At 59.3% G+C, this 23250-nt stretch carries 18 protein-coding genes and 1 pseudogene; 11 read left to right on the top strand and 8 right to left on the bottom strand.

The features are described 5' to 3' along the window. Positions 1–65: 65 nt before the first annotated feature. From JFT87_RS18935 to JFT87_RS18945, 3 genes are read right to left on the bottom strand one after another with little or no spacing between them, the layout of a single operon-like run. On the bottom strand, positions 66–1193 hold the full coding sequence (locus JFT87_RS18935; protein ID WP_201203676.1) for an acyl-CoA dehydrogenase family protein: 1128 nt from the start codon (positions 1191–1193) through the stop codon (positions 66–68). Between the two features lie 29 nt (positions 1194–1222). Next, the gene (locus tag JFT87_RS18940) at positions 1223–1483 is read right to left on the bottom strand and encodes an acyl carrier protein (RefSeq protein WP_158831430.1); all 261 of its coding nucleotides are present in this window, start codon (positions 1481–1483) and stop codon (positions 1223–1225) included. Further along, complete coding sequence (locus tag JFT87_RS18945; protein WP_201203677.1) at positions 1476–3011, bottom strand: AMP-binding protein; 1536 nt, start codon at positions 3009–3011, stop codon at positions 1476–1478. Before JFT87_RS18945 ends, JFT87_RS18940 begins: the two co-directional genes overlap by 8 nt. 133 nt (positions 3012–3144) lie before the next feature. Between JFT87_RS18945 and JFT87_RS18950 the strand changes: the two genes are divergently transcribed. Beyond that, positions 3145–4041 (top strand): LysR family transcriptional regulator, encoded by an 897-nt coding sequence (locus JFT87_RS18950; protein ID WP_201203679.1) that lies wholly within the window; start codon positions 3145–3147, stop codon positions 4039–4041. Between the two features lie 153 nt (positions 4042–4194). Here JFT87_RS18950 and JFT87_RS18955 read toward each other — a convergent pair. The 3 genes and pseudogenes from JFT87_RS18955 to JFT87_RS18965 all read right to left on the bottom strand — a co-directional run bounded on the left by JFT87_RS18955 (position 4195) and on the right by JFT87_RS18965 (position 8121). Then, positions 4195–6598: pseudogene (locus tag JFT87_RS18955) on the bottom strand (TonB-dependent siderophore receptor). Between the two features lie 66 nt (positions 6599–6664). Continuing rightward, a complete protein-coding gene (locus JFT87_RS18960; RefSeq protein ID WP_201203681.1) occupies positions 6665–7612 on the bottom strand; it encodes a FecR domain-containing protein in 948 nt (315 codons plus the stop codon). Next, positions 7612–8121 (bottom strand): sigma-70 family RNA polymerase sigma factor, encoded by a 510-nt coding sequence (locus JFT87_RS18965; RefSeq protein ID WP_201203684.1) that lies wholly within the window; start codon positions 8119–8121, stop codon positions 7612–7614. The genes JFT87_RS18960 and JFT87_RS18965 overlap by 1 nt, the downstream gene beginning before the upstream one ends. 216 nt (positions 8122–8337) lie before the next feature. Here JFT87_RS18965 and JFT87_RS18970 point away from each other — a divergent pair, with 216 nt between their 5' ends. Next, complete coding sequence (locus JFT87_RS18970) at positions 8338–8820, top strand: YkgB family protein (RefSeq protein ID WP_201203685.1); 483 nt, start codon at positions 8338–8340, stop codon at positions 8818–8820. 39 nt (positions 8821–8859) lie between these two features. Here JFT87_RS18970 and JFT87_RS18975 read toward each other — a convergent pair whose 3' ends face one another. Continuing rightward, entirely contained in the window at positions 8860–9768 is a 909-nt protein-coding gene (locus JFT87_RS18975) for a helix-turn-helix domain-containing protein (protein WP_201203686.1), read from the bottom strand. Between the two features lie 161 nt (positions 9769–9929). Between JFT87_RS18975 and JFT87_RS18980 the strand changes: the two genes are divergently transcribed. The 5 genes from JFT87_RS18980 to JFT87_RS19000 all read left to right on the top strand — a co-directional run bounded on the left by JFT87_RS18980 (position 9930) and on the right by JFT87_RS19000 (position 16236). After that, positions 9930–11288 carry a glutamine synthetase family protein gene (locus JFT87_RS18980; protein ID WP_201196915.1) on the top strand — a complete coding sequence of 453 codons (1359 nt, stop codon included), beginning with the start codon at positions 9930–9932 and terminating at the stop codon, positions 11286–11288. Positions 11289–11455: 167 nt separating this feature from the next. Next, a complete protein-coding gene (locus JFT87_RS18985) occupies positions 11456–12544 on the top strand; it encodes a polyamine ABC transporter substrate-binding protein (protein ID WP_201203687.1) in 1089 nt (362 codons plus the stop codon). Further along, complete coding sequence (locus tag JFT87_RS18990) at positions 12541–13842, top strand: NAD(P)/FAD-dependent oxidoreductase (RefSeq protein WP_201203688.1); 1302 nt, start codon at positions 12541–12543, stop codon at positions 13840–13842. Before JFT87_RS18985 ends, JFT87_RS18990 begins: the two co-directional genes overlap by 4 nt. A gap of 172 nt (positions 13843–14014) precedes the next feature. Beyond that, positions 14015–15670, top strand: coding sequence for a PqiB family protein (locus tag JFT87_RS18995; protein WP_201203692.1), 1656 nt, complete (start codon positions 14015–14017; stop codon positions 15668–15670). A 17-nt stretch (positions 15671–15687) separates the two neighbouring features. After that, positions 15688–16236, top strand: a complete 549-nt coding sequence (locus JFT87_RS19000) for a PqiC family protein (RefSeq protein ID WP_201203694.1) — start codon at positions 15688–15690, stop codon at positions 16234–16236. Here JFT87_RS19000 and JFT87_RS19005 read toward each other — a convergent pair. Then, a complete protein-coding gene (locus JFT87_RS19005; protein ID WP_201203696.1) occupies positions 16194–17498 on the bottom strand; it encodes a sensor histidine kinase in 1305 nt (434 codons plus the stop codon). The two genes, JFT87_RS19000 and JFT87_RS19005, sit on opposite strands and share 43 nt — an antisense overlap. Before the next feature lie 383 nt (positions 17499–17881). Here JFT87_RS19005 and pmrG point away from each other — a divergent pair, with 383 nt between their 5' ends. The 4 genes from pmrG (at position 17882) to JFT87_RS19025 (ending at position 23200) form a co-directional block, all read left to right on the top strand. Beyond that, positions 17882–18493 carry a lipopolysaccharide core heptose(II)-phosphate phosphatase PmrG gene (gene pmrG, locus JFT87_RS19010; protein WP_201203698.1) on the top strand — a complete coding sequence of 204 codons (612 nt, stop codon included), beginning with the start codon at positions 17882–17884 and terminating at the stop codon, positions 18491–18493. Positions 18494–18548: 55 nt separating this feature from the next. After that, positions 18549–20261, top strand: coding sequence for a lipid IV(A) 4-amino-4-deoxy-L-arabinosyltransferase (arnT, locus tag JFT87_RS19015; protein WP_201203700.1), 1713 nt, complete (start codon positions 18549–18551; stop codon positions 20259–20261). A gap of 197 nt (positions 20262–20458) precedes the next feature. Beyond that, a complete protein-coding gene (locus JFT87_RS19020) occupies positions 20459–21976 on the top strand; it encodes an ArnT family glycosyltransferase (protein WP_201203702.1) in 1518 nt (505 codons plus the stop codon). A gap of 210 nt (positions 21977–22186) precedes the next feature. Further along, positions 22187–23200 (top strand): iron ABC transporter substrate-binding protein, encoded by a 1014-nt coding sequence (locus tag JFT87_RS19025; RefSeq protein WP_201203704.1) that lies wholly within the window; start codon positions 22187–22189, stop codon positions 23198–23200. Positions 23201–23250 lie beyond the last annotated feature (50 nt).

The raw sequence follows: 23250 nt of genomic DNA on the forward strand, positions 1-23250 counted from the left end.
TTCATCGATTTGATCTGGCAAAGCCATAGACGTTGACCTTCTATTTTTTCAGAAGCGCAAAGCGCTCAGTTTTCGACGGGCAAACCAGCCTGGCGCGCAACGCTGATTCGGAGCAGATCGTTAACCCCCGCATAGGTCATTGAAGCCAGTGGGCTGATGAGATCGATCGCGCGACCGGAATCGCCAATGTAAGAGCGCACGCCACCCAACTGAGCAGCCAACTGCGACAGCCGCGTAAAGTCTTCGGAAACCGATATCTTGACCATCGCCGCCTCACCGCTCAGTTGGCGCACCGTCACCCCGGCGTCGAGGCGTCGCGCAATGCCGTAGAGCAGTTTTCGCGAGCGATAGAGGTACAGGCTCATGTCGGCCACGTGCCCCGCCACCAGGTGACTGGCGCTCATCGATCGACCGAAGTGCGTGCGCTCCCGGCTCCAGGCGACTGTCTGATCGAGCATCCGGCGCATCGGCCCCAGCGCATACCCCATCAACAACGCGCGTTCCCACGTGGTGGTCGCGGTCATCACAGAGAAACCCGCGCCCTCGCCGCCCAGCAGGCTGTGCTCCTCCAGCCGCACGCCGTCAAAGGTCAACACACCCATGGGCACGCCGGGCAACGCGGTCTTGTCCAGCGGAGCACTGCGCACCACGCCTGGCGCCGAGAGGTCAACCAGTGCAACCGACAAGTCGAAGGGAGATCGGCCCTTGCCGGTACGGACGAACACCAACGCGTGATCCGCCACCGGGGCGGCGGTGATGAAGCGCTTCTCGCCCGTCAATCGATAGCTACCATCCGCCTGACGTTGCGCCACGGTTTCCATCGACATCGGATCACTGCCGCCATGTGCCTCGGTCAGCGCGTGACACAACACGGTCTCGCCGTCTTCCAGGCCTGCCAGTTGCCTGCGCTGCTCGGCGTTCAGCCAGGCCTGCATCGGCAATTGCATACCGAACAACTGTGACGCCAGCGCATAGCAAAGGGCTGGACTGATGCCGCTCAAGCCCAATCCTTCCACCATCGCCAGCTTGTTGGTCACCGTGCCAACCGAGGCGCGTAGCAACCCGGTCCTGGCGGCCAGCAACCATTGCTCGCGGAAGGTTTTGCCTGCCAGTTCAGGCAGCAACGCCTGCCCTTGCAGGCAACTCTCCTGCACGGTTTGCTCAACTGTTTTGTCTTCGTTTACGAACAGCATGACTCGCCCTCTCTGTTATCTGCACAGACTCAAGCGAGTTCGACCCGGTTGGCTTCAATCACGGCCCACAACGTGGCCGGCGTGCGAAACGAAGCGGCGATGACTTTTTCTTCCGGAAACGCGATGCCGAACTTTCTCTCGACGTCGGTGACGATGGAGATGATTGTCAGAGAGTCCAGCCAGCCCTCCTCCAACAGAGCCGTGTCGGGCAACACGGTAAGGTTTTCACCTTGGTATTGGGTCAGCAGATTTGCCTGGATCAGCAAGCACAGCGCTTCAATGTTATTCATTGCCTATCTCTTCCATGTTTACGCTCAACATGCCCAAAGCACGTCGATCTATTTTGCCGTTGGCCGTCGCGGGCAGCTTTCGCGCCATACGAATGCCATCCGGTTGCATCCTTTTGGGTAATGCACTGTTCAAGCCGCGAAGAATGTCTGCGCGACTGGCACCGGCACTCACCGCATGTACCCAGATTTCGGCCTCCGGCGTTGTGCCTTGGCGAACCACGACCGCCGCCGTTTCAATGCCGGGCAACGCCAGTACCGCACTTTCGATGTCGAGCAGATCGATACGGTGACCGCGGCGCTTGACCTGATGATCACGGCGGCCCTGCAAATGAAAACGACCATCGGCCGCCTGATAGCCGATGTCGCCCGTGCCGTAGGCCAGCCTTTGCACGCCATCGCGGAAATACACACTCCTGCGGGCATCGCGGCAGATGCCGTCGACCAGATAACCGGCGAACACCGTTGGGCCGGCGACGAAAATCTCACCCTGCGCAGCCGCGCGACCGTCCTCGCCGATAATCTCGACGTCCACACCCTCGATTGCCCAGCCGATTGACGGTAAAAGCGTGTCGACCCCCGCCAGGCTCACCTGTTCTGCGGTACACACATTGGTCTCGGTGGGGCCATACAGGTTGTAAAACGGCAAGTCGGGGAATGCCGTCAGATAGCGTGCCAGCAGCTGTGGCGGGAACGGTTCACCGGCGTACAACGCAGCGCGCAGAGCCGAGGGCCGCGCCTGCTCGATTGCGCCCTGCTGCAACAGCATCTGATACAAGGTGGGGACGGCGTAGAACACCGAGATACGCTGTTCATCCAGCCAACGCGTCACATCGCGAGGAAACATCTTCAAGAAGTCTGGCATCAGGCAAAGACAGGCTCCCGCCAGTGCGGTCGAGAACAGGTCGAAGGTCGTCAGATCGAAGGTGAGTGCCGCTTGTGAGCCCACCCGATCCTCGCAACTCAGAACCACCGTACGGGCTGCCCAGGCAGAAAAATGCAAGACGTTGGCGTGGGTCAGGCACACGCCCTTGGGCCAACCCGTACTGCCCGAGGTAAACAAGACATAACCGCCCTCGTCCCCGGCATGTCGTTGCGGTTGCCCTGGCAAGGGAAACAGCAATAGCCCGTCCACTGTGCGAACATCGCCAGCCTGACCATGCATGGCAACCACCCTGGCCGCTGCGGCCTGGCTTGCCGCCGTTGCCAGCAAAAAATCCAGGTCGGCGTTGGCCAACATGCGTGCGCCCCGTTCCGCGGGGTCCTTGATATCCATCGGAGCAACTAATGCGCCCAGCCTCAATGCGGCATAAATGGCCACAACAGCGCTTGCACTTTTGGCGATATAAATGCCTATTCGATCGCCCGGCTGAACGCCTTGCGCCCGCAGCAACTCACATAACTTATTAACTGTTTCGTTAAGTTGTTCGTAGCTGAATGTGCCATCTTGCGCTTCCAGTGCCGAGCTCTGCGGATAACGCTGTGCAGCCGCAACCAGTGCCTGATCAAGCCGAATACAATCATTGAACACGGTTGGCCTCTACTTCCAAATTGATATGTCCTGTCGTGGCACCAGGGCAATTGGGGTGGCGATAGTAGAAGGATTCTTCCAACCAGAGTGAATGAACAATTTTTATAAACACTATGCGGAAATGGCATACAAGATGGATCTGAAAAACTTACGCTACTTCGTCGAAGTGACGGAGCATGGAAGCTTCTCGAAGGCCTCCCACAATATTCATGTCACGCAACCGGCGCTGAGCAAAGCGGTGCAACAGCTTGAAGAAGAACTGGGCTCGACGCTGCTGGTGCGCAGCCGTCCAGGCGTGCCATCCCGTTTGACGCCATCGGGTGAAGTGGTTTTCCACCACGCCAAACGCATACTCAGTCGCAGCAAGCAAATGCTCACCGACGTCAACCTGCTCAATAGTCTCGTCACCGGCGTGCTCAAGCTGGGCCTGCCGCCGTTAGGCAGTACCGATCACATTGCTTTGGTGTTGACCGAGTTCCGGCAGCGCTTCCCGCAAGTGGAACTGCAGTTGCGCGAACAAGGTGGGCAAGCGCTGGAAGACGCTGTGCGCAAGGGCGAAATAGAACTGGCAATCAGCCTGCGCCCGGATGACGAGGAGCTCGCGTGGCTGCCGATTTGCGAGGAGCCGCTGGTTGTCGTCCTGCCGCCGCGCCACCCACTTGCCAGCCGCCATCGGCTGAGTCTGCCCGATCTGGCGCATCACCCATGGGTCCAGTTACAAGGCGCGTCCATCCTCAATCACCGCATCAAACTCTGTTGCCCTGACCTGGACGTCAGCCGTCTGCAGGTAGCCAAGAGTGACAACCTGGCTTTTTGCCTGTCATTGGTGGCTGCGAATGCGGGCCTGATGGTACTGCCCAGACTATTGGCGCAACACCATATACCGCCCGGAGTGGAAATTGTCCCGCTTGAATGCGCCGAACTTCAGTGGCAACTGGTCGCCATCTGGCGCAAGAACTCGCAACTGTCGGTGGCGGCACAACAATGGCTTGAATTGCTGGCCAATCAAGGGAGCAATAACCTGGAATAAAGTCGTGATCCAACGATCTGCAGACATTCAGCAAAGTTCGGATTCGATACTTGAATCACCCATGTTTACTCGTTGTTTTCCAAGAATATAAAAGGACAATAACGATTTCCTGTTTGAAAGCCCGTCCCTGGGCTTTCGCTCAATTACAGCCACTCAGAAATCCACAGTCGCCGACAACAGATAAGTTCTCGGTGTCGACAGGGTCAACCCCGGTTCACTGTCATCCGAGGCCCCCGCCGAACTCCAATAACGTTTATCCAGTATGTTCTCGATATTGGCGCGCAAGGTGACGGTTTTCTGATCGACTTTGAACGCGTAACGCGTGCCCACATCGAAGCGCTCCCACGAGTCGATCTCCTTCTCGTTGGACTGATCCAGATACTGCGAGCTGGAATAAATCCCGCGCCCGGTCAGCGTCAGTCCCTGCACAGTCGGCACGTCATACTCGGCGCCCAGGTTGACGTTGTATTTCGGCGTGGCCGGTGCGCGGTTACCGTCGAAGGTGCCGTTGGTGGTGTTTTTCAACTCACTGTCGATGTACATGACCCCGCCGAGCAGGCGGAAACCGTCAAGCGGTTCGCCGAACACGCTCACTTCCACACCGGTGTTTTCGCGCTTGCCGTTCGGACCGAAGACCCGCGTCGTGGCGTTGGTCTCGTAGGCCGGCTGCTTGATCCGGAACACCGCCGCCGTGACCGCGAACGGACCCGCGTCATATTTGGCACCGACCTCGACCTGCCGGCTGATGAACGGCGGGAAGATCTCGTCTTCGTTCACCGAGGTCGACGGCGCGATCTTGCCCTGGCTCAGGCCTTCCATGTAGTTGGCGTACAGCGACAGCTTGTCGGTAGCCTTGAACAGGATGCCACCCGATGGAGAAACCTTTTCCTCGTCGTAGGCGGTGTCGCCTTTGACGTTATCGGTCCAGTCGTCCACCTTCACCCGCTGCCAGCGGGCACCGAGGGTCAGCAGCACGCGGTCATCGAAGAAGCCCAAGGTGTCGGACAACGCCACGCCGCTGAAGCGGTTTTCGGTGTAGACCTTCGAGTCCTGTCGGGTGGCGATATTAGGCGTTGGGGTTTCCACCGGATCGTAGAGGTTGCTGGGAGCCGAGGCATAACGGGCGCCGCCGTTTTCGAAGTCCATGTAGAAGTAGCTGGCCGCCAGGTTGACTTCATGGCTCACCGAGCCGGTATGGAACCAGTTGCGCACGCCCGCGTTGGCCGTCCGGACATTTTCGTCACGGGTGAAGTCACGGGGTTGAACGCTGAAATCGCCCGCATCGTTGGTAACCGTAACGGCATGACGGAGGAAGTCATGATTACTCTTGCGCGCGCCCACACCGCCATAAAGCATGACCGAATCGCTGACATCGAACTCGCCGTTCACCGTGCCGAAGGTGTCTTTGGTCCGCGCCTTGCTCCAGGGTTGCGCATAGTTGCTGCGCACTTCGCTGGCATGGGGAACCTGCGCGTTGGCGCCGACTATCACACGTTCCTGCGGGGCATCGGTATCGCGCTCGGTGTGCCCGATGTCCGTCGAGAGCCGCAGGCGGTCACCACGAAAATCCAGACCCAGCACGGCCATCTCTCGATCGACACTCTGGTGATCCCATTCGGTGTCACCGGACTGCTTCACGCCATTGAACCGAATACCGAACTTGTCATCTTCACCAAAACGACGGCCGACATCCACGGCACCACCGACCTGGTTGTTGGAGGCGTAGCTGGTGGTGAACGAAGTGATGGGCTTGTCGGTGGCGTGCTTGGGCACCACGTTGATCCCTCCCCCGACGCTGCCACGCGGCGAGATGCCGTTGATCAGCTGGCTCGGGCCTTTGAGGATGTCGACGCGGTCGGCCATCTCCATGTCGATCGTATACGTCGGCAAGACGCCATAGAGGCCGTTGTAGGAAACATCGCTGTTGAACAGGCTGAGCCCGCGAATGGTGAACTGCTCATAGCGGCCACCCGCCGGGTTGGTCGCGCGAACCGACGGATCACTGGCGACCAGGTCACCCAAGGTGCGGGCTTGCAGGTTTTTGACCGCCTCGCTGGTGTAGGTGGTCATGCTGAACGGCGTTTCCATGAAGTCTTTCGAACCCAGCAAGCCCTGCGAGCCCTTGCGTGCGACCTGGCCACCGGCAAACGCTTCGCCGTCTGCCGAACCGGTGGCACCGAGAATCGAGGTAGGGGCCAGTTGCAGGCTGCCGCCCTCTGGCGGCAGGAATCAGCGTGTAAGCATGATCGCCCAGCGCTTGCAGTTGTAGACCGGAGCCCAGCAACAAGCGGCTGAACCCCTCCTCCACGGCGAACTCACCGGACAATCCGTTGCTGTTGCGGCCACTCACCAGCGCCGGATCCACCGACAGATTGACCCCGGCCAACCCGGCAAAACGCGTCAGCGCGGCACTCAAACTGCCGGCGGGCACCTGATAACTGCGCCGGGCGGCGTCATCGGCCCAACTGGATTGAATCAACACAGGGCTGGCACTCAGGCTCAGCACGAAGCTCAACTGCAACAACGGACGCAAACGACCTGGAAATACTGCGGGCATTGGAAGAAGCTCTCGATTTTGTTCACTTGCCTGGAATGACCAGCGAGGCGAAAAAAGGGACAGGCTTCAGACGATATTTTTTCGCGGCGTCAGCGTGACCCAGAAACGCGTGCGCGAATGCACCTCCAGCGGCAGGCTCGCGGCGAGCAGCGCCAGCACTTTATCGGTGTTGTCGAGACGGAAACTGCCGGTGATACGCAGACTTTCCAGGGCCGGCTCCCAACGCAAAAGCCCTGAGCGATAACGGCTCAACTCGCGCAAGAAGTCGCCCAGTGGCTGGTTTTGCGCCATCAATACGCCTTCGCGCCAGCCGGGCATTTTTGCGTCGAACGCCGAGACCGGGCCGGCACCGGACGCTTGCAGATTGATCTGCTGCCCGGCCTGCAACAGCAACGCCGGCCCGTGCAACGGTTGCAACTGCACCGAACCACTGACCACCGCAACATTGCACTCACGCTCATTGAGGCGCACACAGACTTCGCTGCGACTGAGCATGATCCGGCCGTAAGGCGCATTGATCGTCAATGCTGCGCCGCCGAGCACATTGAGCGCCATTTCACCGCGCACCAGCGTCAATTGGCGGCTGGCCAGATCGACGTTCACCGCGCTCGCGGTATTGAGTTGCAGGATGCTGCCGTCTGCCAACAGTGTCTGTTTGTGTTCGCCGGTGTCGGTCTGCAAATCGGCGCGCCACACGTCGAGCGGCAACTGGCGACTGATCAACCACGCCGTCGGCACCAGCGCCGCCAGACCCAGTGCTCGCTTCAGTGCCGCACGCCGCGCCAGATCAGGGCGATCCAGCGTGGCCATGGCCAATTCTGCCGACAGGCTGGAAAAGCGCTGGCGCAGCGATTGGATCTTCTGCCAAGCGTTTTCATGGCGGCTATCGCTGTCTCGCCAATTCTTCAGCTGCACGTGATCGGCTTCACTGGCCTCGCCGGATTCGAGCAACGCTAACCACTGCGCGGCGGCACGCGCCACTTCCCGCGCCTCGGTGCCGGGCGCCACGCGCATCATAGATCCAACATCAAGCAATGCTCGTAAGCCATTGCCATATAACGTTTTACGGTGCGCTCCGAGACCTGTAGACGCTCGGCGATTTCACGGTAACCGAGGCCTTCGAGCTGACTCCAGAGAAAGGCGCGACGCACCGCTCGCGGCAAACCGTCGAGCAATTCGTCCAGCGCTTGCAGGGTTTCCAGCAGCACCCAACGTTGCTCGGGCGAAGGCACGCATTCTTCGGGCAATTGCGCGAGGGCTTCGAGATAGGCTTTTTCCAGGCTGCGGCGGGTATAGAAATTGCTCAGCAGACGTTTGCCGACGGTGAGCAAATACGCGCGCGGCTCGCGCATGTCGGCGATCGGTTGGGCACTGCACAATACGCGTAGAAAGGTGTCCTGACTGAGATCAGCTGCATCCCACGCATTGCCCATGCGCCGCCGCAGCCAGGTTTCCAGCCAGCCACGATGATCGCGATACAGTTCGTGCAGGTGCTGCGGCGATGGCGTCGCTGCGTCAGTCATCTAAAGAGGCCCTGGGCGAAGTCGGTTTCAAATGAGACTGATTCTAATTAACTTAAACCTCGACACAAAGGTCTTTTTACTCGTCGGACCCTGCCCGGTGAAAAATGCCCGTCTGCAGCAGACTTTTTCTGTCACGTTTTAACCTTGGCCTGGCTGTAATTTCCGCAGCGCTTCCTTCTCTAGCGGGTTTCATCACCTCAAAGAAAAGGTAAAACCATGAACACTTGCACGCTGTCCCGCTGGCTTTCGAATGATCTCGAGATCAGATTGATGCGCTGGACGCTGGTCCTGATTTTCGCGATTTTTGGCTACAGCAAATGGTTTGCGTACGAAGCCGAAGGCCTGATTCCGCTGCTCGCCAATAGCCCGCTGCTGAGCTGGATGCACAGCGCGTTTGGCACTCAGGGCGCCAGCTATGCCTTGGGTGTAGCGGAATGGACGATTGCGCTCGGTTTGATGGTGGGGGCGTGGTTTCCACGGATTTCGCTGTGGGCCTCAGCCGCATCAGTGATCACCTACCTGACCACCCTTACCCTGATTTTCACCACGCCGGATGCATGGGAAGCGTCTGCGGGCGGCTTCCCGGCAATGGGTGGCGCCACCAGTTTTCTGCTCAAGGATGCCGTTTTGCTGGTGGGGTCCATGATGTTGCTCAAACACAGCCTGCTGACGATGCGCCGGACTTCGGCAAACGCCTGACAGAGAAGCTGCGCGCCCGCAGAGCCGGGCGCTGCCAGTTCAACTCGCTCGCGGGCGCTTCAGAGTTTCACTCGGCAGTTCTTTGAATAAGGCGTGATAACTGCTGGAAAACCGCCCCAAATGCCAGAACGACCAATGCATCGCAACTTCGGCGACCGTCGTTTCCATCGCTGTGCGGCTGAGCAGTTCGCGGTGCGCGCTGTTGAGCCGGCGCAAGCGCAACCAATGAGTCGGTGTCATCCCGGTAAAGGCCTTGAATGCATGCTGCAACTGGCGCAGCGACACCCCTGCGACCTGAGAAAGCTCCAGCAGGTTGAGGGTTTCTTCCGGCGCATCGGCGGCCCATTCTCCGACGCGTTTCATAATCGTTCGCTCTTCGGAACGGCGCTGCAAACCGCCGCGGTCCAGACGCACACAAGCGTTGTCGAGGATGTACAGACAGTCTTCCAACAGTTGCAGGGTCAACGCCTCACGACTCGGCGGATCGAGTGTCTGCGCCAGTTGCGTCAACGTGGCGCTTAACCAGCGGCTGAACAGCGCGTTCTGCTGGCAATTGAGCGCCGACATGAACAGCCCTTCCAGCCGTGCCACATTCAAACCATGACGCTGAACGAACTCCGGACCGAACACCACGGCGATCTCCTGGTAGTTCTCGGGGGTGATCCAGATGTTGCGACTTTCACCATTCAACACGTACAGCGAGTTGTCGCTGCGATCAAAACAGAACGCCAACGAACCTTGCGGCGCGCTGAAATTCTGCTCGACCCGAGTGTTCATGTGCTCTTCGTAAATCTCCACGCCTTGCAAATCCAGATAGCGCACCAGCCCGGCGAAATGCCCCGGCGACATCTGCTGGTAATGCTGTACCCAACCCGGGGTGGCGCGGATTTGCTCGGCCACATCGGCGGTGTTGAACGCTTGGACTTGTAACGGATTGCACGCTGTCATGGGTGACCTTACGCACTCGTTTGGTGCGTTTTGGTGCTGCTTAAAGTGGATAGATGGAACCGCAAGGCTCGCCCAAGATAGTCGTCAACGCGTCTCAGGGGAAGTGTCCGTCGGATGAAACCACCCTCCCCGGCGTTACTAAAACCAATAACGAGGTCTTTATGAATGTCCCTTTCGATCAGCTGTTCACGTGGCTGAAAGATCACAAGATTACTGAGGTCGAGTGTGTGGTCAGCGACTTGACCGGCATCGCTCGCGGCAAGATTGCACCCACCAACAAGTTCCTGCATGAGCGAGGCATGCGCCTGCCGGAAAGTGTGCTTTTGCAAACAGTAACCGGGGACTTTGTCGACGACGACATCTACTACGACCTGCTCGACCCGGCCGATATCGACATGATCTGCCGGCCTGTTGCTGATGCGGTCTACGTGATTCCGTGGGCAATCGAACCGACCGCTATCGTGATCCACGACACCTTCGACAAGTTCGGCAACCCGATCGAACTGTCGCCACGCAACGTGCTGAAGAAAGTTCTGCAGCTCTACACCGACAAAGGCTGGAAGCCGATTGTTGCGCCGGAAATGGAGTTCTACTTGACCCAGCGCTGCGAAGACCCGGACTTGCCGCTCAAGGCGCCGCTGGGCCGTTCCGGTCGTGCGGAAAGTGGTCGTCAGTCGTTTTCCATCGACGCCGCCAACGAGTTCGACCCACTGTTCGAAGATGTCTACGATTGGTGTGAGCTCCAGGGTCTGGACCTCGACACGCTGATCCACGAAGACGGCCCGGCGCAGATGGAAATCAACTTCCGTCACGGCGATGCCCTCGACCTCGCGGACCAGATCACCGTATTCAAACGCACCCTGCGCGAAGCGGCCCTCAAGCACAACGTTACCGCGACGTTCATGGCCAAGCCGATTGGCGACGAGCCGGGTAGTGCCATGCACCTGCACCAGAGCGTGGTCGATATTGTCACCGGCCAACCGATCTTCGCCGATGCCGACGGCAAGATGAGCGAGTTGTTCCTGCACCACATCGGCGGCCTGCAAAAGTACATCCCTAAAGTGCTGCCGATGTTCGCGCCTAACGTCAATTCGTTCCGCCGCTTCCTGCCGGACACTTCGGCACCGGTGAACGTCGAATGGGGCGAAGAAAACCGCACCGTCGGCCTGCGCGTTCCGACCTCAACCCCGGACGCGATGCGCGTGGAAAACCGTTTGCCGGGCGCTGATGCCAACCCGTATCTGGCGATTGCTGCCAGCCTGTTGTGCGGTTACCTCGGCATGGTCGAAAAGATCGAGCCGAGCGCTGCAGTGCAGGGCCGCGCCTATGAACGTCGCAACTTGCGCCTGCCGATCACCATCGAAGACGCCCTGACCCAGATGGAAGAGTGCGAAACCGTCGGGCGTTACCTGGGCAGCAAATTCGTTCGCGGTTATGTCGCGGTGAAGCGCGCCGAACACGAAAACTTCAAGCGCGTGATCAGTTCCTGGGAGCGTGAGTTCCTGTTGCTTAGCGTCTAAGCAATCTCCCGCATGAAATTGCATTCTCCCTGTGGGAGGGGGCTTGCTCGCGAAGACGGCGGCACAGTCAACATTGATGTCGCCTGACACACCGCTTTCGCGAGCAAGCCCCCTCCCACAGGGAGAATGCCAACGCCTAAAATCCAACAACCCGAAGAGGTGTCGATATGCGTCTATTGAAATCCGTGGTTCCGGTCACGCTGGCATTGTTGTTCAGCGCCGTCGCGCAAGCCCAACCCACCGTCAGCGTCTACAACTGGACCGATTACATCGGCGAGACCACCCTCGCCGATTTCCAGGGCAAAACCGGGATCAAGGTAATTTACGACGTATTCGACTCCAACGAGACCCTGGAGGGCAAACTGCTCGCCGGCCGCACCGGGTATGACGTGGTGGTGCCGTCCAACCACTTCCTCGCTCGCCAGGTGAAGGCCGGCGCGTTCCTCAAACTGGATCGCTCGCAATTGCCTAACTTCAAAAACCTCGACCCGAAACTGCTCGCGTTGCTGGAGAAAAACGATCCGGAAAACGCCCACTCGGTGCCGTACCTGTGGGGCACCAACGGCATCGGCTACAACGTCGACAAGGTCAAGCAAGTGTTGGGCATCGATCACATCGATTCCTGGGCCGTGCTGTTCGAACCGGAGAACATCAAGAAACTCAGCCAGTGCGGCGTGTCGATGATGGACTCGGCGGATGAAGTATTCCCGGCAATCCTCAACTACATGGGCATGGACCCACGCAGCGAAAACCCTGAAGACTTCAAAAAAGCCGAAGCCAAGCTCTTGAGCATCCGGCCTTACATCACCTATTTCCACTCCTCCAAGTACGTGTCGGACCTGGCCAACGGCGACATCTGCGTGGCGTTCGGTTACTCCGGCGACGTGTTCCAGGCCGCCAACCGCGCCAAAGAAGCGAAGAACGGCGTGAACATCGCTTACGCCATTCCGAAGGAAGGCAGTAACTTGTGGTTTGACCTGTTGGCCGTTCCTGCCGACGCCGCCAACCCCAAAGAAGCCCACGCCTTCATCAATTACCTGCTGGACCCGCAAGTCATCGCCAAGGTCAGCGCCTCGGTGGGCTACGCCAACCCGAACCCGGCCGCCAAGCAGTACATGGACGTGGCGTTGGTGAACAACCCAGAGGTTTATCCACCTCAAGCAGTGCTCGACAAACTCTACATTTCCACCACCCCGCCCCAGGCGATCATGCGACTGATGACCCGTTCCTGGAGCAAAGTGAAGTCGAACAAATGAATCAGCACACCCAAGAACACGCCCGCTCCTACTACGCTGCTTCGGCGCGGGCGACCACTCCCTATCCAGTGCTGGACGGTGACCTCAGCGCCGATGTCTGCGTGATCGGCGGCGGGTTTACCGGAGTGAACACCGCCATCGAGCTTGCGCAGCGCGGACTCTCGGTGATCCTGCTGGAAGCCCGGCGCATTGGTTGGGGGGCTAGCGGGCGTAATGGCGGGCAGTTGATTCGCGGTATTGGCCATGACGTTAGCGGGTTCGCTCGTTATGTCGGCGCTGAAGGCGTGGATTACATGGAACGCGCCGGGGTCGAATCCGTGGCGCTGGTGGGCAATCGAATCCGCGAACACGGGATCGACTGCGACCTGCGCTGGGGCTTCTGTGAATTGGCCAATACGCCGGCGCAGTTCGCTGTGCTCAAGGCTGAGCAAGAGGAGCTGGTTCAATCCGGATACGCCCATGAAACCCGAATCGTCGGCCCAGAGCAGATCCGCCAGCAAGTGGTGAATTCCGGGGTGTATGCCGGCGGCTTGATCGACATGGGCTCCGGTCACCTGCACCCGCTCAATCTGGTCCTCGGCGAAGCGCGGCTGGCCGAATCCCTCGGCGTGCGGATCTTCGAGCAAAGCGATGTGCTGGAGATCATCCACGGCAGTACCGTGCAAGTTCGCTGTGCCGGCGGCACGATCCGCGCCGGCAGCGTGGTGCTCGGGTGCAACGCGCATCTGGAAGAGCTCGAGCCGAAGCTCAGCGGCAAGGTCCTTCCGGCGGGCAGTTACATCATCGCCACCGAACCGCTGTCAGCCGAGGTCGCCGCGCAATTGATCCCGCAGAACCTGGCGCTGTGTGACCAGAAAGTCGGCCTGGATTACTACCGGCTCTCGGCGGACCGACGCTTGCTGTTCGGCGGTGCCTGCCACTACTCCGGGCGCGATCCGGCGGACATCGCGGCGTATATGCGCCCGCAGATGCTCAAGGTGTTCCCGCAACTGGCGAACGTACGCATCGACTACCAATGGGGCGGCAAGATCGGCATCTCGGCCAATCGCTTTCCTCAGGTTGGGCGCTTGAGCCAGCACCCGAACGTCTACTACGCCCAGGGTTACTCGGGCCATGGCCTGAACGTGACTCACTGGTGTGCAAAATTGCTCGGAGAGGCAATCCATGCCGGGCACAGCCAAGGTTTCGATGTGTTCAGCGCGGTGCCGCACATGACCTTCCCCGGTGGCCGCGCCCTGCGTTCACCGCTGCTGGCGCTGGGTATGTTCTGGTATCGGCTGCGCGAAATGCTCGGCTAGCAGAACAAACCGCGCTGCCGCGATCTGATCGTTCCCACGCTCTGCGTGGGAACGATCAACAGGGTTTCGCTTATCGCTGATACACATTTGCTCTATCGCCAAGCACTTCTATATTGATGAAGTGCTTTTGCGTTCCTGACGCTCAGTGCCCCATCAATCGAGGAGGTCATGGATGAAGTCGCAAGCCACTGACGGGCCGCAAGCCCCAGGTCAGGCCAGTATCAAGACCCGTCGTTTCAGCGTATCGCTGGTATGGATCGTGCCGATTGTGGCCGTACTGGTGGGGATCTCCCTGGTGGTGCACAGCCTGATGCAGGAAGGCCCGACCATCATCGTGACCTTCAAGACCGGCAGCGGCCTGACCGCCAACAAGACCGAAGTCAAATACCGCAATGTGGTTATCGGCCAGGTCTCGGATGTCGAATTGAGCAACGACCAAAAGAGTGTCGATGCCACGATCAAGCTGTCCAAACAGGCCGAAACCTTCACCCGCGAAGACTCGCAATTCTGGGTCGTGCGCCCGCGTATCGGGGCTGGCGGCGTCTCGGGCATCGATACTCTGCTGTCCGGCGACTACATCGGCGCCGATATCGGGCACGCCGATGGTCGCGCGAAGAACTTCAAAGGCCTGGAAAACCCGCCGCCCATCACCTATGGCGAGCCTGGCAAGCGCTTCAGCCTGCATTCCCAGGACCTCGGTTCGCTGGATATTGGTTCGCCGATTTATTACCGCAAGATCCCGGTCGGCCAAGTGGTGGCTTATGCGCTGGATGCCGACGGCAAAGGCGTCAATCTCGAACTCTTTATCCACGCGCCCAATGACGCCTATGTCACCGAGAACACCCGGTTCTGGAACGCCAGCGGCATCGACCTGAACATCGGCGCCAACGGTTTCGCGGTGAAGACCGAATCGTTGTCTTCATTGCTGGTGGGTGGCATCGCCTTTCGTGCTCCGGACTACAGCCCCAACGATCAGCCAGCCGCAGAGGAGAAAACCTTCGAGCTGTTCGACGACCAGATAACTGCCCTCGCCCCGCCCAACGGCAAACCGCAATACCTGAGCCTGCGTTTCGACCAGGCCCTGCGCGGGCTCAAGGTCGATGCGCCGGTTGAATTCCTCGGCATGGAAATCGGCAAGGTGGTGGCGATCAATCTGGATTTTGACGAGAAGAAACGCAGCTTTCCGGTCAACGTCGGCATCGTGATCTACCCGCAACGCCTCGGCCAGGCGCATACCAAAATGATCAAGGCCTTGATGCATGACCCCAATGACGAGGCCGCAGGCATACGCCTGATGGGCACCTTTATTGAAAACGGCCTGCGCGCCCAGGCCCGCAACGGCAACCTGTTGACCGGTCAACTGTACATCGCGCTGGATTTCTACCCGAAAGCGGAAAAAGTCACGTTCGATCCAAATGCCCGGCCGGTCAGCATCCCGACCATCCCTGGCAGCCTCGAGCAATTGCAGGAAAAACTGGAGGCTATGGTCAACAAGATCAACCAACTGCCGGTGGAACGGATTGCCAGCAACCTCGACAGCAACCTCGTCGAGCTGCGCAAAAGCCTGGCGCAATTCAATACCAAGACTCTGCCCGGCGTGCAGACCACTCTGGCGGACGTCAGCAAGACCCTGAACTCGGCCAGCTCGACCCTCGCCGAAGACTCGCCGCAACGCGAACAGCTGACCCAGACCCTGGACGAACTCAAACGCATGTCGCGTTCCCTGCGTGAACTCTCGGACTACCTGGGACGGCACCCGGAATCGCTGATTCGCGGCCGCCCCGATAACGCGGCGCCGTCGGACCTGCAAGGGCCACCGCGTAACTGACCACAGGAGCAACACCCATGGCTTTTTCGCCAAAGTTTACGTTGGTTGCTGCGTTGTTACTCCTCACGGCGTGCCGCAGCGATCCGATTCACTTTCACACCCTGACCCCGGCACAACCTGCACGCGGCAGCGGCGACGAGATCAAGATCGAAGGCATCAGCGTGCCGCCTCAGGTGGATCGTCCGCAGATCGTCATTCGCCAAGGAAACACTGGCTTGGCGATCCTCGAAACCGACTGGTGGGGTGCAAGCCTTGCGGATGAATTGCGCAGCGCTCTGGTGGACCAACTGTCGAACGCCAACCCGCAGCACAAAGTGTCGCTGCGGGTGGATGTGCAGCGCTTCGACTCGATTCCAGGCCAGTACGGCTTGATCGACGTCAAATGGCGCCTGCGGCCACTCGGCGCCGGCGATAACACGCTGGTCACCTGCCGCAGCACGTTGCAGACGCCGTCAGGGCCGTCCATCGACGATCTGGTGACCGCCCAGCAGAACAACGTCAAACGCCTGGCCGCGGTGATCAGTCAGGGCGCAGGAAACCCGCGGGTTTGCCCACCCTCCTCCTGAGCCAGCATCACGGTAAAACGACAGCCATTGGGCTCGCGGGTGGTGAGTTGCACCTGCCAGTGTTGCTGGCTGCAGATCCGCTGCACCAGCGACAGCCCCAGCCCAAGCCCCTCGCCGCGCTGTTGATCGCCGCGCACGAAGGGCTGGAACATCGCATGACGTTGCTCCTCCGGGATGCCGATGCCGCTGTCTTCGACCACAAAACTGTTGTCGCCCAGCGTCAGGCGTACGTAGCCGTGGTCGGTGTAATGCCAGGCGTTGCGCAACAGGTTGCCCATCACCGATTGCAATAACGTCAGGTTGTACGGCGCCGCAGCGGCGTGTTGCGCGTCATAGACAAACGTCAGACCTTTCTCGCGGATCAGCTTCCCCCAGACTTCAACCTGGGCATCGGCGACTTCCTTGAGTGTGCACGCTGACTCAATGCCCATCTCTTCAGGCTTGCGCGCCAGCATCAGAAAGGTTTCCACCAATTGGCGCATTTCATCGCTGGCACGGGCGATGCGGTTGACCTGCGCGGTCGAACGAGCCTCCAGCGAGGGATTGGCCAGGAGCAACTCGCAGGAACTGGCCAGCACCATCAGCGGTGTGCGCAGTTCGTGGCTGACGTCGCTGGTGAAGAGTTTTTCGCGGCTCAGGGTTTGTCGCAGGCGTCCAAGTGTCTGATCGAACGACAACGCCAGTTCGCCCACTTCATCGGCGGCGTAGTCCGGGTGCAAGGGTGGCGCCAGGTCGATGAGCTGGTCGCGATGACGAACCTGTTGTGCCAGGCGAATCACTGGCGCCATCACCCGCCGCGCCAGCAGTCGGCCCAGCACCAGGGCGAGCATGATGCTCAGGATGAAACCGATGATCACCACAATGAACAGCAGGCGTTCACGCTGCTCAAGACTTTCCTGGTCACGCAACAGCACATACTTGCGCCCAGCGATTGATTCGACCATCGCGTAGAAATCATCGCCGTGAAATTTGATCTCCTGAAACCCTGTGGGCAGCGCAGCCAGTTGCGTGGTCATTGCCAACGGCCCCTGACCGCCCTCAACAAAGAACAGCTCGCTTTTTTCCGGCTTGTGGCTCCATTGGCTGACATCGTCCATCGCCAGCAATCGATGCAGGCCGCCACTGAGCGTGGTGGTGGTCAACTTGCGTTCCACAAGGTGCACGGTGGCGACAATGCCCAGTGCAAACACACCGGCGACAAAAGCGCTCATCAAGGCGAATACGATCACAATCCGTTTTGTCAGGCTGTGTTTGAGATCCATCCGGCTGGGCGACTCCACTGCTGTTGTCAGGCACACAGGCAACCATAGACCAGCGCGACGCTGGCGCAAAGGCTGCAGCTTCACCTCGACCACTGCGCGATGTTAAGTCCCGCTGGCAAACATAAACGCCATTTGCGTTTAATTATCAAATAGCCGTTTTAGTTCGAGCATTCAAACGCTCGCATTTTTTTCACATGTTCTTCACTGCGCCCCGACGAAGCGACACGTAGTGTTCAGGCTGCATTCAAGTAGACCGTCGTAAAGTTGCTCGCTGCCTGAGCGTTACGTTGCTTTGAATGACAAGTCGAAAGTTGAAAGGGGCAACATTTGTGGCGCAATTATTTCAATTAAAAAGTTTATCCAAGTCACAACGATCGCCTCGTTTGCGCCTGCTCATTGCGCTGGCTTGCGTCGCCCTGGTGGCCATACTGGTCAGTGGTTTTGTCTGGTGGCCACGCTCGCCGACGGACCTTGATCACGCTGACCGGCGCATCACTGCCGAGTGGATGGGCGCTTGGCAGGCAGGCGAAGTGGTCGCGCTGGTACGTCATACCGAACGTTGTGATCGCTCAAGCAACACGTGCCTGGGGCCGGCTGACGGCATCACTCGGGCCGGCAGCCAGGCTGCCGCCGACGTCGGTCAGGGTTTTGTTCGGCTCGGCATGCAACAGGCGCAAATCGTCAGCAGCCCAATGACGCGTACGGCGCAAACCGCGCATTACATGTTCGACTTTGAGGCCAGCACTCAAGACTGGCTCGCCACCTGTGGCCCGACCCTGCGCGACGAAATCATCGCGCACAAAACAGCGCAGCAGAATCTCGTGCTGGTCACTCACAGTGGTTGTATCAGCGACCTGGAAAAACAGAGCGGTTTTCCCCATGCAATTGCCGCCCAATACGGCAGCGTATTGCTGGTGCGTATTAACAGTCAGCAGCAACTTACAGTCCTGGGAATCATCAACCCCGCGTTTTGGCAAACTACACTGAATAAATAACGCTAAACAAACCCGAAGTTCGCACCAGACATTTCTTTCGCGCCAAGGTCCAGTCATGACGTCTGATAACAAACCGCTGCGCCACGCTGCCCGGCATTTATCGCCAGCCCCGTCGATAATCGAGCGCTGGGCCATCCCGGGGCTGATTTTCGCCTTCGTGCTGTTTTATCTGTTGCCACTGATGAGCCACGGTTTGTGGATCCCCGATGAAACCCGCTATGGCCAGATCAGCCAGGAAATGCTTCTGAGCGGCAACTGGGTTGCGCCGCACTTCATGGGCATCCGCTATTTCGAAAAACCCATCGCCGGCTACTGGATGATCGCCATCGGCCAGGCCGTGTTCGGCGATAACCTGTTTGGTGTACGAATCGCCTCGGCGTTGAGCACCGGGCTGAGCGTCTGGCTGACTTACCTGATTGCCCGTCGCCTGTGGAACGACCCGCGTAAAAGTGGCGCCTGTGCGTTGCTCTACATGAGTTTTGGGTTGATCGCCGGGCAAGCCGGTTATGCGAATCTCGATCCGCAGTTCACGCTCTGGGTCAATCTGAGCCTGGTTGCGTTGTGGTTTGCCATCGATAGCTCATCGTCCAAAGAACGAATTGGTGCGTGGGCCGTATTGGGCGCCGCGTGTGGCATGGGCTTCATGACCAAGGGATTCCTCGCCTGGCTGTTGCCGGTGTTGATCGCCCTGCCCTACATGCTGTGGCAGCGACGCTTGGGCGAATTGTTGCGCTACGGGCCGATAGCGGTCGTCGTGGCGGCCGTGGTCTGCTTGCCGTGGGTGCTTGCCATTCACTATCGGGAACCGGACTTCTGGCGGTTTTTCTTCTGGCACGAACACATTCGCCGGTTCGCCGCCGAAGATGCACAACACACCCGTCCGTGGTGGTTCTATCTGCCAATGCTGGTGGTATCGAGCCTGCCGTGGGCCGCGTTGCTGCCATCGACCTTTATCCAGGCCTGGAAGAACAAGCGCCAACCGGCGATTGGCTTTCTGCTGCTGTGGATGCTGTTGCCGCTGGCGTTTTTCAGCCTGAGCAAGGGCAAGTTGCCGACCTACATCATGCCGTGCCTGCTGCCGCTGGCGTTGCTGATGGGGCATACCGTGGTGGGTCTGATTGAACAGGCGAAAGGCCGGGCCCTGCGTATTAACGGTGTACTCAATGTGGTGCTGGCCAGCGCTGCGCTGATCGGCTTGGTTTACGTACAAGCGACCCGGGAAATTTTCGAAAACACGGAGATGTTCAGCCTGTCCCTTGGCTACATCGTGCTGGCCGGCTGGATCATCGCCAACGCAGTGCAAGTCTCGCGGCCATTGACGCTCTGGGCGGCGCCGGCGCTGGGGATCTTTCTGCTGGTGGCGCTGCTGCCGGCCGCGATGCCCGGCAAGATCGTCAACAGCAAGATGCCTGACCAGTTTATCGCCGAACACCTGGATGCCTTGGGTCAGACGAGCTCATTACTCAGTAACGACCTGGGCGCGGCGTCGGCGTTGTCCTGGCGGTTGAAGCGTCCGCAAGTCGATCTGTTCAACACTATCGGTGAGCTGAAATATGGTCTCGACGACCCAGCCATGGCTTCGCGCAAAGTCACCATGGATAACGTCGGCCAATGGATGACCGAAGCGCGCAAGAAAGGCTCGGTCGGGGTGGTGATGCGGGTCAACAGTGTTCAGGAAGTTCAGGAAGTCGCCTTGTTGCCCGTGGACGGCAAACGCTACCAGCGCGGCAACCTGGAAATTCTGATCTTCCCGCAAACCCAGCCCTGAGTTGTAACAACAAAAATTAAACCTGTGGGAGCGGCTGCCTGTGGCGAGGGAGCTTGCTCCCGCTCGAGTGCGCAGCGCTCGCAGGATTTTGGGGCCGCTTCGCAGCCCGGCGCGAGCAAGCTCGCTCGCCACAAATGCGGTGTTCGCCACCTCTACCAATGTATGCAACTACTTAAAGTTCTACAGGGAAACCCTCAATGAAGTTTTGGGCAAGTGACAGGGGCGCGCTGTGGCTCCTGCTGGGCGCGACTGCGCTGATGTTGTTGTTGGGTTTGGGCACTCGGGAGTTGTGGGGCGCGGAAACCCGCTGGGCCAACATCGCCCTGCAGATGCTCCAGAGTGGTGACTACTTCGACCCTTATCTCAAGGGCGGGCCGTATTACGATAAACCGCTGCCGTCCTATTGGCTGATCACCGCCACGGCGTGGCTGACCGGCGGCCTGGGTCACTGGTCGCTGCGTCTGTCGTCGGTGATATCGGCGTGGCTGAGCGTCTGGCTGGTGTACCTGATCGGCGAACAATTGTTTCGCAAAGGCACCGGCCTGATCGCTGGCTGGATGCTGGCGACGACTTTCTACTTCATATTCTGGGCGCGGGTTGCCACGGCCGACATCTTGACCGTGTGCGGCGTACTCGCGGCGGTCTGGTGGTACTGGCGCGGACCGGACGACACGCGCCTGGGTCGCTACCTGGTGTTTTTCCTGCTGTTGTCGCTGACCTCGCTGTTCAAGGGTTTGATCGGCTTCATCTTGCCGGGCCTGGTGCTGTTGCCTCATCTGTTGCAGGAAGGTCGCTGGAAGCGCCACCTCAACCTGCGGCTCTGTCTGGCCCTGGTGATTGCCGGCGTGTTCTACATGACGCCATTCATCCTGTCCCACTTCTACGGCGCGCCGACCTACGGCGAAAGTGGCCTGGGCCTGGTACTGCGGGAAAACGTCGTGCGGTTTTTCCAGCCGTTCGACAACATTGGCCCGATTTACACTTATCTGATTTACCTGCCGGTCTACACCCTGCCCTGGGCGCCGTGCTGGATCATCGGATTGTGGGTCGCCATACGTCACTGGCGCAATGTCGAACCCAATACCCGCTGGCTGATCTGGGGCCTGGGCCTGTTGATGCTGTTTTTCACCGCCAGCGGTAGTCGCCGCAGTTATTACGTGTTGCCACTGGTGCCATTTGCCCAATTGCTTGGCGCCTGGTGGATCACGCGACGCATGGCCCTGCGCAACGTCGAAGGGCGCGGACTGACAATCGGCTTCGCTATCGCCACCGCTGTATTGGTTGGCGTACTCGGCGTGCTGTATCCCTGGACGAACAGCGGTGGCGGCGTGATCCGCTTTGGCGAAACCGTGCGCGAACAAGCCAGCAGACAGGCACCGCTGGATCAGTGGCGCATGGTTATGATCGAAGTCGATAACAAAGTGCCGATGTACCTGCAAACCGGGGGCGCGCCGTTCTATTACGTGCAGGAAAACCAGGACTTCCCCCGCACCGGCGACAGCGCTGCGTTAATGGCTTGGCTTGAGACCACCAGCGGCCAGCATTGGGATCCTCAGCGCACCATCATTGTGGCGCAATACCGCAATGGCGGTGACCTACCCCTGAACTACCTGAGTGCCGACCATCAGGTCATCACCACCACGCCCACCAACGGTGAGCGAATGTTCCATGGTCGTGAAGACCAGAGCGTCGCCTACCTCCCCAATCCCTCCTGAAAGCATGACGCTGGATGACGCACGGCAATCGTGCGTCGCCGAGTCGCTGCTAATCTGAATGGCAATGACATGTATTAACGGTTTGTTTGACGTTTTTTTCTCATTTGCTTCTCTACATTGCCGGCGGCCCAACATATGCAAATCATTCGCATTGAGGTCCGCGCGCGAATGCCTGCACATAACGTCTGAAAAATCAGGAGCGTTCTCGACATGAATCCACTGTTTCCGTCCTTTCTGAAGCGCGCGTTGCTGGCCACTGCCCTGCTCGCTGCCGGTCAGGCCTTTGCGGCCGACAGCGTTGGCCTGGTGGTCTACAACGCCCAGCACGAAAGCCTGACCAAGGCCTGGGTGGCCGGGTTTACCGAAGAAACCGGCATCCCGGTGACGATCCGCAATGGCGATGACACCGAGATGGGCAACCAACTGGTGCAGGAAGGCGCGGCATCACCGGCGGACGTGTTTCTCACCGAAAACTCACCGGCCATGGTCTTGGTCGACAACGCCAAGCTGTTTGCCCCGATCGCCCCGGCGACTCTGGAACAAGTCGATTCGGCCTACCGCCCGGCCCACGGCCAATGGGTCGGCATCGCCGCCCGCTCCACCGTGTTCGTCTACAACCCGGCCAAACTGGCTGAAAAAGACCTGCCAAAATCCTTGCTCGACCTTGCCAGACCCGAATGGAAAGGTCGCTGGGCCGCCTCCCCGGCAGGTGCTGATTTTCAGGCCATCGTCGCTGCCGTGCTGGAGCAGAAAGGCGAAGCCGCCACCCTCGACTGGCTCAAAGCAATGAAGACCAACGCCACCGTGTATCGCGGCAACAGCGCGGTGCTCAAAGCGGTGAACGCCGGGCAGATCGACAGCGGCGTGATCTACCACTATTACAGCTTCGTCGATCAGTCCAAGACCGGCGAAAACAGCAACAACACCAAACTGCACTACTTCAAGCATCAGGACCCGGGCGCGTTTGTCAGCACCTCGGGCGCCGGCGTGCTGGCCTCCAGCAAACACCTGCAGGAAGCGCAGGCATTCGTCAAATACATCACCGGTAAAGAAGGCCAGGAAATACTCCACAGCGGCACATCCTTTGAGTACGCCGTTGGCAAGGACGCGCAGTCCAATCCGCAACTGGTGCCCCTCAAAGACCTCGATGCGCCGAAAGTCGATGCGTCAAAACTCGACAGCAAAAAAGCCGTCGAGCTGATGACCCAGGCCGGAATCCTGTAAGTGCTCCCGGAAAACTTGCCGGCGCAAGTTGCTGCGGCCTCATCCGCCCA

The sequence above is a fragment of the Pseudomonas sp. TH15 genome (assembly GCF_016651105.1).
Taxonomy (GTDB): domain Bacteria; phylum Pseudomonadota; class Gammaproteobacteria; order Pseudomonadales; family Pseudomonadaceae; genus Aquipseudomonas.

Bases quoted from the DNA above. Each gene is read 5' to 3' on its own strand.
- JFT87_RS18935 (WP_201203676.1), bottom strand. From the start codon at position 1,193: ATGCTGTTCGTAAACGAAGACAAAACAGTTGAGCAAACCGTGCAGGAG.
- JFT87_RS18940 (WP_158831430.1), bottom strand. From the start codon at position 1,483: ATGAATAACATTGAAGCGCTGTGCTTGCTGATCCAGGCAAATCTGCTG.
- JFT87_RS18950 (WP_201203679.1), top strand. From the start codon at position 3,145: ATGGATCTGAAAAACTTACGCTACTTCGTCGAAGTGACGGAGCATGGA.
- JFT87_RS18960 (WP_201203681.1), bottom strand. From the start codon at position 7,612: ATGCGCGTGGCGCCCGGCACCGAGGCGCGGGAAGTGGCGCGTGCCGCC.
- JFT87_RS18965 (WP_201203684.1), bottom strand. From the start codon at position 8,121: ATGACTGACGCAGCGACGCCATCGCCGCAGCACCTGCACGAACTGTAT.
- JFT87_RS18970 (WP_201203685.1), top strand. From the start codon at position 8,338: ATGAACACTTGCACGCTGTCCCGCTGGCTTTCGAATGATCTCGAGATC.
- JFT87_RS18975 (WP_201203686.1), bottom strand. From the start codon at position 9,768: ATGACAGCGTGCAATCCGTTACAAGTCCAAGCGTTCAACACCGCCGAT.
- JFT87_RS18980 (WP_201196915.1), top strand. From the start codon at position 9,930: ATGAATGTCCCTTTCGATCAGCTGTTCACGTGGCTGAAAGATCACAAG.
- JFT87_RS18985 (WP_201203687.1), top strand. From the start codon at position 11,456: ATGCGTCTATTGAAATCCGTGGTTCCGGTCACGCTGGCATTGTTGTTC.
- JFT87_RS18990 (WP_201203688.1), top strand. From the start codon at position 12,541: ATGAATCAGCACACCCAAGAACACGCCCGCTCCTACTACGCTGCTTCG.
- JFT87_RS18995 (WP_201203692.1), top strand. From the start codon at position 14,015: ATGAAGTCGCAAGCCACTGACGGGCCGCAAGCCCCAGGTCAGGCCAGT.
- JFT87_RS19000 (WP_201203694.1), top strand. From the start codon at position 15,688: ATGGCTTTTTCGCCAAAGTTTACGTTGGTTGCTGCGTTGTTACTCCTC.
- JFT87_RS19005 (WP_201203696.1), bottom strand. From the start codon at position 17,498: ATGGATCTCAAACACAGCCTGACAAAACGGATTGTGATCGTATTCGCC.
- arnT (WP_201203700.1), top strand. From the start codon at position 18,549: ATGACGTCTGATAACAAACCGCTGCGCCACGCTGCCCGGCATTTATCG.
- JFT87_RS19020 (WP_201203702.1), top strand. From the start codon at position 20,459: ATGAAGTTTTGGGCAAGTGACAGGGGCGCGCTGTGGCTCCTGCTGGGC.
- JFT87_RS19025 (WP_201203704.1), top strand. From the start codon at position 22,187: ATGAATCCACTGTTTCCGTCCTTTCTGAAGCGCGCGTTGCTGGCCACT.